Origin of the sequence: Streptomyces sp. KM273126 (assembly GCF_004337435.2) — a bacterium.
Classification (GTDB): Bacteria; Actinomycetota; Actinomycetes; order Streptomycetales; family Streptomycetaceae; genus Streptomyces; species Streptomyces acidicola.
This window is the reverse complement of the sequence record NZ_SJXB02000001.1, coordinates 3,889,882-3,902,988: the sequence shown is the minus strand read 5'-3', so window position 1 is coordinate 3,902,988 and position 13,107 is coordinate 3,889,882. Positions and strand designations below refer to the sequence as shown.

Genomic DNA, 13,107 nt, shown 5'->3' with positions numbered 1-13,107 from the left:
CTCATACCTTCGGTACCCGCACGATCAGCGCGTCCCCCTGCCCACCGCCACCGCACAGCGCGGCCGCGCCCACGCCACCGCCACGCCGCTGCAGCTCCAGCGCCAGGTGGAGGACCAGACGGGCGCCGGACATGCCGATGGGATGGCCGAGGGCGATCGCGCCACCGTTGACGTTCACCCTTTCCGTGGATACTCCGAGGTCCTTCATTGACTGGACGGCGACCGCGGCGAAGGCCTCGTTGATCTCGATCAGGTCGAGGTCGGCAACCTCGATGCCCTCCTTCTTGAGGGCGTGCGTGATCGCGTTCGACGGCTGCGACTGCAGGGAGTTGTCCGGCCCCGCCACGTTGCCATGCGCGCCGATCTCCGCGATCCACTCCAGGCCGAGCTCCTCCGCCTTGGCCCTGCTCATCACGACCACGGCCGCCGCACCGTCCGAGATCTGGGAGGAGGAGCCCGCCGTGATGGTCCCGTCCTTGGCGAAAGCCGGACGCAGCTTGCCCAGCGACTCGGCCGTCGTCTCGCCGCGGATGCCCTCATCCTGGCTGAAAACGACCGGCTCGCCCTTGCGCTGCGGAATCTCGACGGGTGTGATCTCCGCCTCGAAGACACCGTTCTTCCGCGCGGCCGCCGCACGCTGGTGCGAGAGGGCCGCGATCTCGTCCTGCTCGGCCCTGCCGATGCCCAGCTTCGTGTTGTACTTCTCCGTCGACTCGCCCATGGCGATGTTCTCGAAGGCGTCGGTCAGCCCGTCGTGGGCCATCGCGTCGAGCATCTCGACCGCGCCGTACTTGTAGCCCTCGCGGGACTTGGGCAGCAGGTGGGGGGCGTTCGTCATGGACTCCTGACCACCCGCGACGATCACGTCGAACTCACCCGCGCGGATCAACTGGTCGGCGAGAGCGATGGCGTCGAGGCCCGACAGGCACACCTTGTTGATGGTGAGCGCCGGGACGTTCATCGGGATGCCCGCCTTGACCGCGGCCTGGCGCGCCGGGATCTGCCCCGCCCCGGCCTGCAGCACCTGGCCCATGATCACGTACTGAACCTGGTCGCCACCGATCCCCGCACGGTCGAGGGCGGCCTTGATCGCGAAGCCGCCGAGGTCGGCTCCGGAGAAGGACTTCAGCGAACCCAGCAGCCGCCCCATGGGCGTACGCGCGCCCGCGACGATCACCGATGTGTTGCCGTTCGTTCCAGTCATGAGGTGCGATCCCCTTCCAGCTTCACAGCCGAGGAGTGAACGAGGGTTTACTTCGAATGTACTGAGCGGTAGGCCATCGCGTCATCTGGCCGTCGGTGTGATCGCGCGCACGTTGCGTAACCACGTCGGTAGCGGTGCACTGAGACCATGCTGACGCGAATCGACCACATCGGGATCGCTTGTTTCGACCTCGACGCGACTGTCGAGTTCTACCGGGCCACGTACGGCTTCGAGGTGTTCCACTCCGAGGTCAACGAGGAGCAGGGCGTACGCGAGGCCATGATCAGGATCAACGGCACGGACGACGGCGGCGCGTCGTACCTCCAGCTCCTGGAGCCGACCAGGGAGGACTCCACCGTCGCGAAGTGGCTGGCCAAGAACGGCGAGGGGGTCCACCACATCGCGTTCGGTACGGCAGACGTGGACGGGGACGCCGCCGAGATCCGCGACCGGGGCGTGCGCGTCCTGTACGACGAGCCCCGGCGCGGTTCCATGGGGTCACGGATCACGTTCCTGCACCCGAAGGATTGCCATGGAGTACTGACAGAACTGGTCACTTCGGCGCCGGTTGAGTCACCTGAGCACTGACCCCCGTACATAGGGGCCGGTAGGGTTGGTCTCGGCCGTCACCTCGTGAGGAGGCGGCCCGGATTCTGCCGCCTTCCGACGACGGGATCCGAGGGCCGGGGTCCAGGTTTCGGGGGACGAGGGTTAGGGCGGCAGCCCGCGCTCCGCCGTTGATCTGACACCATTCCCCGGGGGCCCCGTTCGGCGGTTGGACGGAGCTCGTTTGGAGAAGCTTGCGACCAGGGGACGGATGGGACCGCGGAGTGCGGGGCTACGAACGCCAGGAGCGAGAGCCGGCGGCTGACGTCGACCACCTCTCTCGGTTCGAGGCCGAGATGGAGCGGCTGAAGACCGAGCGGGAAAAGGCGATCCAGCACGCCGAGGACCTCGGCTACCAGGTCGAGGTGCTGCGCGCCAAGCTTCACGAGGCGCGCCGCACCATCATGTCCCGACCCTCGTTCGACGGGTCCGACATCGGCTACCAGGCCGACCAGATGCTCCGTCAGGCCCAGATGCAGGCCGACCAGCTGCGCTCCGAGGCCGAGCGCGAGCTGAGCCAGGCACGCGCGCAGACCCAGCGCATCCTCCAGGAGCACGCCGAGCAGGCCGCCCGCCTCCAGGCCGAACTGCACGCCGAGGCCGTGTCGCGCCGCCAGCAGCTCGACCAGGAGCTCTCCGAGCGCCGCCAGACCGTCGAGTCGCACGTCAACGAGAACGTGTCCTGGGCGGAGCAGCTGCGCGCCCGCACCGAGCAGCAGGCCCGCCGTCTGCTGGACCAGTCCCGTACCGAGGCCGACCAGGCGCTCGCCGCGGCCCGCGCCGAGGCCGAGCGGGTCGCGAGCGAGGCCCGTCAGCGGCTCCAGGACGAGGCGGAGTCGGCCCGAGCCGAGGCCGACCAGATCCTGCGCCGGGCCCGCACGGACGCCGAGCGTCTGCTGAACGCCGCCTCCACGCAGGCCCAGGAGGCCACCGAGCACGCCGAGCAGCTGCGTTCCAGCTCCGCGACCGAGTCGGACAGCGCACGCCGTCAGGCCACCGAGCTGAGCCGGGCCGCCGGGCAGCGCATGGCCGAGGCCGAGACGGCGCTGCAGAAGGCCCGCGCCGAGGCCGACAAGGTGGTCGCCGAGGCCAAGGAGGCCGCGGCCAAGGCCCTGGCGAACGCCGAGTCGACGAACGAGCAGCGCACTCGGACGGCGAAGGAACAGGTCGCCCGTCTGGTCCAGGAAGCCACGAAGGAGGCCGAGAGCACCAAGGCGACCGCCGAGGAAGTCGTCGCGGACGCCCGGGCCGAGGCCGAGAAGATCGTCGCCGAGGCGTCCGAGAAGGCGCGCAGCATCACCGCGGAGGAATCCGCCTCCCAGCTCGCCAAGACGGCGAAGACCGCCGAGGACGTCCTCAACAAGGCGTCGGAGGACGCCAGGAACACCACCAAGGCGGCCTCCGAGGAGGCCGAGCGGATCCGCCGGGAGGCCGAGACCGAGGCGGACCGGCTGCGGTCCGAGGCGCTCGACCTCGCCGAGCAGCTCAAGGGCGCGGCGAAGGACGACACCGAGGAGTACCGCGCCAAGACGGTCGAGTTGCAGGAGGAGGCACGTCGGCTGCGCGGCGAGGCCGAGCAGCTGCGGGCCGACGGGGTCGCCGAGGGCGAGCGCATCCGCGCCGAGGCCCGCCGCGAGGCCGTCCAGCAGATCGAGGAAGCGGCCAGGACCGCCGAAGAGCTGCTCGCCAAGGCGAAGGCGGACGCGGACGAGCTGCGGGCGTCGGCGACGACGGACAGCGAGAAGGTCCGTACGGAGGCCATCGAGCGCGCCTCGACGCTGCGCCGCCAGGCCGAGGACACCCTGGACCGGACCCGCAAGGAGGCCGAGCGGCACCGTGCCGAGGCCGTCGAGCAGTCCGAGGCCACCAAGGAGGAGGCCGAGCGCGCGGCCCGTGAGCTGCGTGAGGAGACCGAGCGGGCGGTCGCGTCCCGCGAGGCGGAGGCCGCCGACGAGCTGAGCCGGCTGCACTCCGAGGCCGAACAGCGGCTCACATCGGCGGAGCAGGCGCTCAGCGACGCCCGCGCGGAGGCGGAGCGGATCCGCCGTGAGGCCGCCGAGGAGATCGACCGGCTCCGTTCCGAGGCCGCCGAGCGGATTCGTACGCTCCAGGCGCAGGCCGAGGCCGAGGCCGAGCGGGTGCGCGACGAGGCCGCCTCCGACGCGTCCGCGTCCCGGGCCGAGGGCGAGAGCATCGCCGTACGCCTGCGGTCGGAGGCCGCGGCCGAGGCGGAGCGGCTGAAGTCGGAGGCGCAGGACACCGCCGACCGGGTACGGGCCGAGGCGCTGGCCGCGGCCGAGCGGCTGGCGACCGAGAGCGCCGAGGCGCTGGCCGCCGCACAGGAGGAGGCCGCCCGGCGCCGCCGCGAGGCGGAGGAACTCCTCGGCGCCGCCCGGCAGGAGGCCGACCAGGAGCGCGAGCGGGCCCGTGAGCAGAGCGAGGAGCTGCTGGCCTCGGCGCGCAAGCGCGTGGAGGAGGCCGAGGCCGAGGCGCTGCGGCTGATCGAGGAGGCCGACCGGCGCGCCACCGAGATGGTGTCGGCCGCCGAGCAGCACGCCCAGCAGGTGCGTGACTCCGTGGTCGGGCTGCACGAGCAGGCCCAGGAGGAGATCGCCGGGCTGCGCAACGCCGCCGAGCATGTGGCGGACCGTATGCGGCGGGAGGCCGAGGAGGAGTCGGACCGGGTCCGCGGCGACGCGTACGCCGAGCGGGAGCGGGCCAGCGAGGACGCGGCCCGGATCCGGCGCGAGGCGGCGGCGGAGTCGGATGCCGCCAAGTCGCTCGCGGACCGCACGGTTTCGGAGGCGATCGCGGAGGCCGAGCGGCTGCGCGCCGACGCGGCCGAGCACGCCCAGCGCGTACGCACCGAGGCGTCGGACACCATCGCGGCCGCCGAGCAGGAGGCTTCACGCGCCCGGGCGGAGGCCCGCGAGGACGCGAACCGGATCCGCTCGGACGCGGCCACCCAGGCCGACACGCTCATCACCGAGGTGACGGCCGAGGCGGAGCGGCTCACCAACGAGACGGCCGCGGAGGTCGAGCGGCGGCGCGCCGAGTCCGTCGCCAAGGCCGACAAGCTCCTCTCGGACGCGACCGGCGAGGCCGAGCGGCTGCGTGCCGAGGCGGCCGAGACGGTCGGTTCCGCGCAGCAGCACGCCGAGCGTGTGCGCGCCGAGGCCGAGCGCGTCAGGGCCGACGCGGAGGCCGAGGCCGAGCGGCTCACCACGGCCGGACGCGATGAGGCCGACCGGCTGCTGGACGAGACCCGCAGGGACGCCAACAAGCGGCGTTCCGAGGCGGCCGAGCAGGTCGACAAGCTGATCACGGAGACGGCCGCCGAGGCCGACAAGCTGATCTCCGAGGCGCAGGCGACCGCGCACAAGACCACCGCGGACGCCGAGGCGCAGGCCGACACCATGGTCGGCGCGGCGCGTACGGAGGCCGAACGCCTGGTCTCGCAGGCGACCCGGGAGGGCAACTCGCGGGTGGAGCGGGCCCGTACGGACGCGGACGAACTGCTGGTGGGCGCGCGCCGGGACGCCACCGCGATAAGAGAGCGCGCGGAGGAACTGCGCGACCGCATCACGGGCGAGATCGAGGCACTGCACGAGCGGGCCCGCCGCGAGTCGGCCGAGACGATGAGGACTGCGGGCGACCGGTGCGACGCGCTCATCAAGGCCGCCGAGGAGCAGTTGGAGAAGGCCCGGGCGAAGGCCAAGGAACTGGTCTCGGAGGCCAACTCCGAGGCGGGCAAGGTGCGGATCGCCGCCGTCAAGAAGGCCGAGGGGCTCCTGAAGGAGGCCGAGCAGAAGAAGAACACGCTCGTCCGGGAGGCCGAGGAGCTCAAGGCCGAGGCGATCCGCGAGGCGCGGGCCACCGTCGAGGAGGGCAAGCGCGAGCTGGAGGTCCTGGTGCGGCGCCGCGAGGACATCAATGCGGAGATCTCCCGTGTCCAGGACGTCCTGGAGGCGTTGGAGTCTTTTGAGGCCCCGTCGAGCGGCAAGGACGGCGGCGTCAAGGCAGGCGCCGCGGTGGGCGCACCCCGATCGGGTGGCAAGGTGTCAGACAACTAGCCAGAGGCGCCGATCCGTGCTTGTCGGAGCGTGCCGGAGCCCTCTACGCAGGGTCTCTGGTGAGTAATCTGCTGGTTCGCCACTCAAAAGGGGTGTCATTCTCCAGATCAAACGGTGCATCTGCTCGATGACACGCCGCTTCGCCCCCTAGGATTCCACCTATCACCTCACCGGTCTCATTCGACAGGAACCCCATGAGCGACACTTCCCCCTACGGCTTCGAGCTTGTGCGGCGTGGGTACGACCGCGCTCAGGTGGACGAACGCATCTCTAAGCTCGTCTCCGACCGCGACAGCGCTCTGGCTCGCATCACAGCTCTGGAAAAGCGCATCGAGGAACTGCACCTCGAAACGCAGAACGCCCAGGCCCAGGTCACCGACGCCGAGCCGTCGTACGCCGGTCTCGGCGCGCGCGTCGAGAAGATCCTCCGTCTCGCCGAGGAAGAGGCGAAGGACCTGCGCGAGGAGGCCCGCCGCGCCGCCGAGCAGCACCGCGAGCTCGCCGAGTCGGCGGCCCAGCAGGTGCGCAACGACGCAGAATCGTTCGCTGCGGAGCGCAAGGCCAAGGCCGAGGACGAGGGCGTCCGGATCGTCGAGAAGGCCAAGGGCGAGGCCTCCCAGCTGCGGTCCGAGGCGCAGAAGGACGCGCAGTCCAAGCGTGAGGAGGCGGACGCCCTCTTCGAGGAGACGCGCGCCAAGGCCGCTCAGGCCGCCGCGGACTTCGAGACGAACCTCGCCAAGCGCCGCGAGCAGTCCGAGCGCGACCTGGCCTCCCGTCAGGCCAAGGCCGAGAAGCGCCTCGCCGAGATCGAGCACCGCGCCGAGCAGCTCCGTCTGGAGGCCGAGAAGCTGCGCACGGACGCCGAGCGCCGCGCCCGCCAGACGGTGGAGACGGCCCAGCGCCAGGCCGAGGACATCGTGGCCGACGCCAACGCCAAGGCCGACCGCATCCGTTCGGAATCCGAGCGCGAGCTGGCCGCCCTCACCAACCGCCGCGACAGCATCAACGCCCAGCTGACGAACGTCCGCGAGATGCTCGCGACGCTCACGGGCGCCGCGGTGGCCGCCGCCGGTTCGCCGGCCGAGGACGAGCCGATCACCCGTGGGGTTCCGGCGCAGCAGTCCCGGTAACCAGTAGCGACAGCACAGGCCCGCACCGTCCCCGGACGGTGCGGGCCTGTGGCGTTGTGCGGCGTCCTGTGGCATGCGCGTGCTGCTGCCCGCCGGCAACGGATTCAAGTGGCGGCCCCCGGACCGCCGTCTTAGCGTGAGCCCATGATCGAGCTTGAGGCGCTGACCAAGCGCTACGGCGAGAAAGTCGCGGTCAACAACCTCACCTTCACCGTCCGGCCCGGCATCGTGACCGGGTTCCTCGGGCCGAACGGGGCCGGCAAGTCGACGACGATGCGGATGATGCTCGGGCTCGACCGGCCGACCGTGGGTGACGTGCGGATCGACGGCAAGCGCTACGACCAGCTCAAGGACCCGCTGACGTACATCGGCGCGCTCCTCGACGCGAAGGCCGTGCACGGCGGCCGCAGTGCCTACAACCACCTCCTGTGCCTCGCACAGAGCAACGGCATCCCCAGGAGCCGCGTGGGCGAGGTCCTCGACGCCGTCGGCCTCACGGCGGTGGCCCGGAAGAAGGCCAAGGGATTCTCGTACGGCATGGGGCAGCGGCTCGGTATCGCGGGCGCGCTCCTCGGCGATCCCCGGATCCTGATGTTCGACGAGCCGGTCAACGGGCTCGACCCCGAGGGCATCCACTGGATCCGCACCCTGATGAAATCCCTCGCCTCCCAGGGCCGTACCGTCTTCGTCTCCTCACACCTGATGAGCGAGATGGCGCTGACCGCCGACCATCTCGTCGTCATCGGTCAGGGCAGGCTGCTCGCCGACACCTCCATGGCGGACTTCATCGAGCGGAACTCCCGGTCGTACGTCCGCATCCGTACCCCGCAACGCGAGCGGTTGCTGGACGTGCTGGGCGGGGCGGGGATCACGGCGGTCGAGGCGGACGGCGGGGCGCTGGAGGTGGACGGCGGCAAGGCCGAATGGATCGGTGAGCTGGCCGCACAGCACGAGGTCGTGCTGCATGAGCTGAGCCCGCAGCAGGCCTCCTTGGAGGAGGCGTTCATGCGGCTGACGGCGGAGTCGGTGGAGTACCACGCGCACACGGGCGCCGTCCCGGCCTCCGGCGAGGCGCTGTCGGCGTCCGCGCGGCAGGCGTGGGGCAGCGACTGGCAGAAGAAGGGGGCCTGAACGTGGCGTCGGTACAGGTCGTCCGTTCCGAGTGGACCAAGATCCGTTCGGTGGCGTCCACGGTGTGGACACTCGGAATCGCCGCGGTCGTCACGATCGCGCTCGGCATGCTGATCTCGGCGCTGCTGAGCCGCGACTGGGACCACCTGCCCGCGGAGGAGAGGGTCGCCTTCGACCCGACGTACGTGAGCTTCGCGGGGATGAGTCTCGGTCAGCTCGCGATGATCGTGTTCGGTGTGCTGGTGGTGTCGAACGAGTACAGCACCGGCATGATCCGCACCTCGCTGGCCGCCGTCCCGCAGCGCGGCACACTCCTCTTCAGCAAGATCACGGTGGCGACCGTGCTCGCCTTCGCCGTCGGCCTCGCGACCAGCTTCGTCGCCTTCCTCCTCGGGCAGTCGATGCTCGGCGAGCACCGTACGTCGCTCGACGAGCCCGGCGTCCTGCGCGCGGTCGTCGGGGGCGGGCTCTACATGACGCTCATCGCCGTGTTCTCCATGGGCGTGGCCGCGATGCTGCGCAGCCCGATGCCGGCGCTGGGCGTCCTGATGCCGTTCTTCTTCCTGGTGTCCAACATCCTCAGCAATGTGTCGGCGACCAAGAAGGTCGCCCGCTACCTCCCCGACCAGGCCGGGAGCAAGATCATGCAGGTCGTCCCACGGGCCGGCGAGGCCGCGCCGTACGGGCCGTGGGGTGGCCTGGGGATCATGGTGCTGTGGGTGCTCGCGGCGCTGGCGGGCGGGTATGTGCTGCTTCGGCGACGCGATGCGTGAGCGCTGCGCCGGCTGGGTGGGGGCGCGTCTGCCGGGTTCTGCCGGTGGCCTTGTGCGGGTTGTATGTGGCTTGTCGCGCAGTTCCCCGCGCCCCTTGAAAGCGCAGGGTGCGCCCGAGGCTTTTAGGGGCGCGGGGAACTGCGCGATCAACCACGACGGACCCGCAGCCGCTCACGGACAGAACCCGGCAGACGAGACCGACCGGCCACACCCCCCGGGGGGGGACCCGGCAGACGCTGAGCCACTCCACCCCCGGAGGGAACCGTCAGCACCCCGATATGCTTCATAACCCTTACGGGGGGCGTGCGCCCCGACGTCCTGAACCTTGTGATGGGTGCGGAGCATGATCGAGGCAGTCGGCCTGACGAAGCGCTACGGCGACAAGACCGCCGTGTACAACCTTTCCTTCCAGGTGCGGCCGGGTACCGTCACCGGCTTCCTCGGGCCGAACGGCTCGGGCAAGTCGACGACCATGCGGATGATCCTGGGCCTGGACAACCCCACCTCGGGGCAGGTGACGATCGGCGGCCACCCGTACCGGAAGCTGCAGAACGCCGCCCGCCAGGTGGGCGCCCTGCTGGACGCCAAGGCCGTGCACGGCGGGCGCAGTGCCCGCAGTCACCTGCTGTGCCTCGCGCAGCTGTCCGGCATCCCGGCGCGCCGGGTGGACGAGGTGCTGGGCGTCGTGGGTCTGCAGGACGTGGCCAAAAAGCGGTCCAAGGGGTTCTCGCTGGGCATGGGGCAGCGGCTGGGGATCGCCGCCGCGCTGCTCGGTGATCCCCAGGTGCTGCTCTTCGACGAGCCGGTCAACGGGCTCGACCCCGAGGGCATCCTGTGGGTGCGGAACCTGATGAAGTCGCTCGCGGCGGAGGGACGGACCGTCTTCGTCTCGTCCCACCTCATGAGCGAGATGGCGCTGACCGCCGAGCACCTGATCGTGATCGGGCGCGGCCAGCTGCTCTCGGACATGAGCGTCAAGGACTTCATCGCGCAGAACTCGGCCGGCTTCGCACGGGTCCGCACGCCCGACACCGAGCCGCAGCAGCGGGAGAAACTGACGGCCGCCCTGACCGAGGCGGGCGGCCAGGTGCTGCCCGAGGCGGACGGTGGGCTGCGCGTGACCGGCCTGCCGCTGCCGCGCATCAGCGATCTCGCGCACGGCGCCGACGTACGGCTGTGGGAGCTGTCACCGCACCAGGCCTCGCTGGAGGAGGCGTACATGCGGATGACGCAGGGCGCCGTCGACTACCGGTCGACCATCGACCAGAAGGAAGGGCTGATGCAGCCGCTGCCGCCCGGTGCGCAGCCGCCGGCGCCGGTGCCGGGTCAGGGCCAGCCGGGGTGGTACGCCCCGCCGCCGCCCCAGCAGGGCGGCCAGCCGTTCGCGATGCCGCCGGGCATGCCCCAGGGGCAGCCGCCCGCAGGGCCGTACGGTGCCCCGCCCGCGCCCGGTGCGCCGGCCCCGGGACAGCCCAACCCGTACGCCACCGGGGCCCCCGCGGGCCCGCAGCCGCCCGCACAGCCCTCCGCGCCCGCACACGCCCCCGCCCCCTCCCCGCCGACCCGAACAAGCCCGAGGACGCCCGATGAGCACGCCCCAGCCTCCCGCGCCCCAGCAGCCCGCTCCGCACTGGCAGGGGGCGCCCGGAGTGTCGTACACATCGCCGATCCCCGTCGTGCGCACCCACCTCGGGCACGCGCTCGCCTCCGAGTGGACGAAGATCAAGTCGGTGCGCTCGACGATGTGGACGCTGGGCATCTTCCTGCTGCTCGTCGTCGGCATCGGCTTCCTGGTGGCGACGCAGACGGAGGACGAGGCCTTCACGGACGTCCCGTTCACCGTCCCGGCCTTCTTCGGTCTGGTGCTGGGGCAGATCTGCCTCATCACACTGGGCGTGCTGGTGGTCTCGTCGGAGTACGGCACGGGCATGGTCCGTACGACGTTCACAGCCTCGCCGCAGCGGCACCGGGTGCTCACCGCCAAGCTGCTGATCTTCTTCGCGGTGGCGTTCGTCGTGTCGGCCGTCGCCATCGGGGCGGTCGGCCTGTTCACGCAGAGCCTGCACGGCGACTCCACGGGCAACGAGTGGGGCGGTACGGTCCTCAAGGGCGCCCTGTACGTCTCGCTGCTGGGCGTCCTCTCGCTCGCGGTGGGCTCGATGCTGCGGCACTCCGCGGGTGCGATCACCGCGATGCTCGGCGTCGTGCTGGTGCCCGCGATCCTGCCCGCGTTCCTGCTGTTCTCCGACAGCATGCGCAAGATCGGCGAGAAGATGCTGGACTACAACGCCCCCAACGCCCTCGCCAAGATCTTCGGGCTGGACAACGAGGCGGGCGGAGGCAACGCCCAACTGGGCCTCCTCGTGGGTGTGACGGCGGCCGCGATCGTGGGAGCGTACGTGCTGCTGGAGCGGCGGGACGTCTAACCGCGGCGATGTACCGGTGAAGTACCGAGGAAACGCACCGGACTTCGCCGGACCGCCCTAGAAGCGTGGCGCGTTACGGGACCGCTGCACCCTTGAGGTGCGGCGGTCCTTCGCGTTCCAGCAGGCCTTGTGCCAGTGGCGGCGATCGTCGACGCCGGCGTGCTGCGGCCAGGCCACCACGTGCGGGACTCCGGAGGAGATCATCTGGTCGCAGCCCGGGCAGCGGTACGTCTTTCCCTCGGAGCTCGCCCCGGCCACATGGCGCACGCTCCAGTCCTCGCCCTGCCAGTTCTCGCTCGACTGCCAGCCGCCGTAACGGTCGGCCCGGTCCTCGTCGGCGCTCCGGCCGGACGAGCCGGCACCCTTGGGTCGATTGCGACGCGGGGACACAGAACACCTCACGGGGCTATACAAGGGGGACGGGGTCGCGTCCAGCCTACGCGCGCCGACCACGGGTACGCGTACTCCACGAACCGTCACAGACTCCCCTCCGCACGACGCATTCTGCAGACAATCCGCAAATCTCGCCGACAAGCCGTGTCCTCGTCACGTGTCAGGGGGTTATGCCGGGTGGGGGAGCTCCGGGTCGGAGCGCCGAGAAAGCAGGAAACGCGATGCACGTTGGGACATTTGTACTTGCGGCCCAGTTCCCTGGACAGGGCCAGGGGGAGGCGCTCCACCGCGCCGTCCGGACGGCCGAGGTGACCGAGGAGGCCGGCCTCGACGCGGTCTGGCTGGCCGAACACCACTTCGTGCCGTACGGGACGTGTCCGTCGGCGGTCACGTTCGCCGCGCTCCTGCTCGGGCGCACCCGGCGGATCCGCGTCGGCACAGCGGTCAGCGTGCTCCCCACCGTCCACCCGGTGGCCCTCGGCGAGCAGGCCGCGCTGCTACACGTGACGTCCGGCGGCCGCTTCTCGCTGGGGGTGGGACGCGGGGGGCCGTGGGTGGACCTGGAGGTCTTCGGGGCGGGGATCGAGGCGTACGAGAAGGGGTTCCCCGAATCACTCGATCTGCTGGTGCGCTGGCTGCGCCACCCCTCGGTGGAGGCATCGGGGGAACGATTCGCCTTCCGTGAGGTCCCGGTCGTCCCCAGGCCCTCGGAGGTGCTGAGCGGCGTCCCGGGCCCGGAGGTCGTCGTCGCCTGCACCTCACCGTCGAGCGTCCGGCTCGCGGCCGAGCACGGCCTGCCGATGCTCCTCGGGATGCACGTAGGGGACGAGGAGAAGGCGGAGATGGTCGCACTGTGGCGCAATTACGCGCGTGCGGCGGGCCGTTCGGCGGACGAGATCGCCGTTGCCGGCCACGTGTCGGCCGGTGTCTGCCAGATCGCGGACCGGCGGACGGACGCCGTAGAGGCGCTCACGAAGGCGATGCCGGGCTGGCTGAAGCACGGCCTGGACGCCCATGTGACGGTGGACGGCCGCGCCCGCGCGATGCGCGACCCCCTGGCGTACACCGAACTGCTCTGCGGGCTGCACCCGGTGGGCACCCCGCGCCTGTGCGCGGACCGGCTTGCCGCGACGTCGGAGCGGACGGGCATCTCGCGCTTCGCGCTGCTCGTCGAGGGTTCGGGCGACCTGGCGGCCACCGAGGAGACCGTCCGGCGGCTGGGCGCCGAGGTGCTCCCCCACCTCGGCTGAGCGGACGCGCTGGGGCCTGTTCTGAGTTCCCCGTCGTCCGCGCGAAGCGCGGGCGCAGCGCCCGCGGCGGAGCCGCTGACGTCCGCAGCCGGTGCGTGCCCTCGGCGTGTGGCGTCGCAGG

9 protein-coding genes and 1 pseudogene are annotated in these 13,107 nt (G+C 71.2%); 8 read left to right on the top strand and 2 right to left on the bottom strand.

The annotated features are described in order from the left end of the window. Position 1: 1 nt before the first annotated feature. Positions 2 to 1,204, bottom strand: coding sequence for an acetyl-CoA C-acetyltransferase (locus tag E0500_RS16895; RefSeq protein WP_131570371.1), 1,203 nt, complete (start codon positions 1,202 to 1,204; stop codon positions 2 to 4). 147 nt (positions 1,205 to 1,351) lie between these two features. Between E0500_RS16895 and mce the strand changes: the two genes are divergently transcribed. From mce to E0500_RS16860, 7 genes and pseudogenes are all read left to right on the top strand, one after another. Further along, positions 1,352 to 1,792: a methylmalonyl-CoA epimerase gene (gene mce / locus E0500_RS16890; protein ID WP_131570372.1), complete on the top strand. Its 441-nt coding sequence runs from the start codon at positions 1,352 to 1,354 to the stop codon at positions 1,790 to 1,792. A 242-nt stretch (positions 1,793 to 2,034) separates the two neighbouring features. Next, the gene (scy, locus tag E0500_RS16885; RefSeq protein ID WP_131570374.1) at positions 2,035 to 5,883 is read left to right on the top strand and encodes a polarized growth protein Scy; all 3,849 of its coding nucleotides are present in this window, start codon (positions 2,035 to 2,037) and stop codon (positions 5,881 to 5,883) included. Positions 5,884 to 6,077: 194 nt separating this feature from the next. Beyond that, the gene (locus E0500_RS16880; RefSeq protein WP_131570376.1) at positions 6,078 to 7,013 is read left to right on the top strand and encodes a cellulose-binding protein; all 936 of its coding nucleotides are present in this window, start codon (positions 6,078 to 6,080) and stop codon (positions 7,011 to 7,013) included. A gap of 144 nt (positions 7,014 to 7,157) precedes the next feature. After that, positions 7,158 to 8,144 (top strand): ATP-binding cassette domain-containing protein, encoded by a 987-nt coding sequence (locus tag E0500_RS16875; protein WP_258572808.1) that lies wholly within the window; start codon positions 7,158 to 7,160, stop codon positions 8,142 to 8,144. A 2-nt stretch (positions 8,145 to 8,146) separates the two neighbouring features. Next, positions 8,147 to 8,917 (top strand): ABC transporter permease, encoded by a 771-nt coding sequence (locus tag E0500_RS16870; protein ID WP_131570378.1) that lies wholly within the window; start codon positions 8,147 to 8,149, stop codon positions 8,915 to 8,917. A gap of 343 nt (positions 8,918 to 9,260) precedes the next feature. Next, a pseudogene (locus E0500_RS16865) lies at positions 9,261 to 10,532 on the top strand (ABC transporter ATP-binding protein); the annotation flags it as partial. Next, positions 10,504 to 11,343, top strand: coding sequence for an ABC transporter permease subunit (locus E0500_RS16860; RefSeq protein ID WP_131559068.1), 840 nt, complete (start codon positions 10,504 to 10,506; stop codon positions 11,341 to 11,343). The pseudogene E0500_RS16865 and the gene E0500_RS16860, both read left to right, overlap by 29 nt. A gap of 57 nt (positions 11,344 to 11,400) precedes the next feature. Here the strand turns inward: E0500_RS16860 and E0500_RS16855 are convergent, their stop codons facing one another. Continuing rightward, positions 11,401 to 11,733, bottom strand: a complete 333-nt coding sequence (locus E0500_RS16855; protein WP_131559066.1) for an ATP/GTP-binding protein — start codon at positions 11,731 to 11,733, stop codon at positions 11,401 to 11,403. Between the two features lie 224 nt (positions 11,734 to 11,957). On the opposite strand from E0500_RS16855, the gene E0500_RS16850 reads away from it, so the two are divergent. After that, positions 11,958 to 12,986, top strand: coding sequence for an LLM class flavin-dependent oxidoreductase (locus tag E0500_RS16850; RefSeq protein WP_131559064.1), 1,029 nt, complete (start codon positions 11,958 to 11,960; stop codon positions 12,984 to 12,986). Positions 12,987 to 13,107: the final 121 nt, after the last annotated feature.

Coding starts and splice junctions, on each gene's coding strand:
- E0500_RS16875 (WP_258572808.1), top strand. CDS start 7,158: ATGATCGAGCTTGAGGCGCTGACCAAGCGCTACGGCGAGAAAGTCGCG.
- mce (WP_131570372.1), top strand. CDS start 1,352: ATGCTGACGCGAATCGACCACATCGGGATCGCTTGTTTCGACCTCGAC.
- E0500_RS16850 (WP_131559064.1), top strand. CDS start 11,958: ATGCACGTTGGGACATTTGTACTTGCGGCCCAGTTCCCTGGACAGGGC.
- E0500_RS16860 (WP_131559068.1), top strand. CDS start 10,504: ATGAGCACGCCCCAGCCTCCCGCGCCCCAGCAGCCCGCTCCGCACTGG.
- E0500_RS16880 (WP_131570376.1), top strand. CDS start 6,078: ATGAGCGACACTTCCCCCTACGGCTTCGAGCTTGTGCGGCGTGGGTAC.
- E0500_RS16895 (WP_131570371.1), bottom strand. CDS start 1,204: ATGACTGGAACGAACGGCAACACATCGGTGATCGTCGCGGGCGCGCGT.